This is a genomic window from Desulfovibrio sp. 1214_IL3152, from assembly GCF_036763055.1.
Taxonomy (GTDB): Bacteria; Desulfobacterota; Desulfovibrionia; order Desulfovibrionales; family Desulfovibrionaceae; genus Desulfovibrio.
In genome coordinates, this window is the sequence record NZ_JBAIYW010000081.1 from 1 (window position 1) to 1485 (window position 1485).

A 1485-nucleotide genomic window follows, 5' to 3' on the forward strand; every position below is an offset into this window, starting at 1 on the left:
CCGCCTGGATACAGGCCTGCGCCGCCACAACCGGGGTGAATGCCCACTGGTTGTTTTTCGGCAGCGGCCCCATGCGGCTTCCCGAAGCTGCCGAGGGTGAACTGCCGTCCATACACGGCGACTGCAAGGCGGATCTCATACATGTTCCCCTGGCTGAAGCCAGGCTTTCCGCAGGTACGGGCAGCCTGGAGGTCAGCGAACGCAGCGAAGACAGCTACGCCTTCAGAGGCGACTTTTTACGCCGCAAAGGCAACCCCCGGCGCATGGTCCTCATGCGCGTGTCCGGCGACAGCATGGTTCCGGAAATATTTGATAATGACCTTGTGCTGCTGGATAGGGGCCAGACGGAAATCAGCCCTGGCCGCCTTTATGCCGTGGGTTTTGAAGACGCCATCTATATAAAGCGCATTGACAAGGTTCCCGGCAAAATAATCCTGCACAGCGTCAATCCCGCCTATCCCCCGGTGAGTCTGGACCTGCGCGGCGACCTTGCCGACCAGTTCAGGGTTATCGGCCGCGTACTGTGGTCCGGGCGTGAATACCGGTAGGGAACATGGCTGGCGCAGTGGCATCGGGCAAATGCTGCGACCCGCTTGCGCAAAAATAAAATGCTCCAGATGACGAAAATGCCGCCGCAGGCGCGCCTCGACCTATTGCGCCTCCCTGGGGCTGCGCGTACACTGCGCGCAATATGGTCTTTTCCAGTAAGGAGTACAGGATGTTGCAAGGTCGTTTGCATCTTTTCGGCGTCATATTGCCCATCATAGCCATTCTGACTCTGCTTTCTTTTTCTTCCAGCGTCTCCGGCGCGGAAAAGCATGCGGAAAGCCAGGCGGTTCCGGCCGGAAACCCGTCCAGCCAGTCCGGCAGCAGCAGCCATGACCAGGGAAGCCGGACGGATGGTCAGGAAAAAGATCAGAATGATGAGGCTCCGCCACCGGTCGACGGTCTTTTCAGCCCAGACTACCAGACGTGTATGGACAGTGCCGCTGGCGTGACCACCGATATGCAGGACTGCATCAATGCGGAACTGGAACGGCTCGAAAAGATTGTCGCCGTGCGGCAGATTGCCCTGCCCCCTGTGCTTGGTGAAGAAAGAAGCAAATCGCTGCGCGAAACCCTCGCGGCATGGGACGCCATGCGCAAAAGCGGCTCTGCGACCATGTATGATCCTGACGGGGGCACACTGTCGCCGCTCATGGCTTCCCTGTGGTATCTGGAGCAGACCGCGCGCATGGTGCAGTGGCTGAACGCGCTGGGGGAAAACCCCGAATAGGCGGAAGATTTTTTTGACACCATGCGCGCCTGAAGCACGCTCATGGTCTTTATCTGCGCGATCAGCCAGAGCAGTCTGCTGCACTGCTCTGTTCTGCTCTGTTCTGTTCTGGCAGCTGCGTGAGCAGTCGCCCTGTTGCCACTCCATCCGGCGGCGGCCTAGAGGCCGCCGCCCGGAGAGCGGTCACCCGCAGCCTGACCGGAGGCCGC

Annotated in this window: 2 protein-coding genes; both read left to right on the top strand. The window is 60.0% G+C overall.

From position 1 onward, the window contains the following. On the top strand, positions 1–548 hold a 548-nt coding region (locus tag V6C07_RS01540; RefSeq protein WP_333534635.1), incomplete at its 5' end, for a S24 family peptidase. 170 nt (positions 549–718) lie between these two features. Then, a complete protein-coding gene (locus V6C07_RS01545; RefSeq protein ID WP_333534636.1) occupies positions 719–1276 on the top strand; it encodes a lysozyme inhibitor LprI family protein in 558 nt (185 codons plus the stop codon). The last annotated feature ends 209 nt before the right edge of the window (positions 1277–1485 follow it).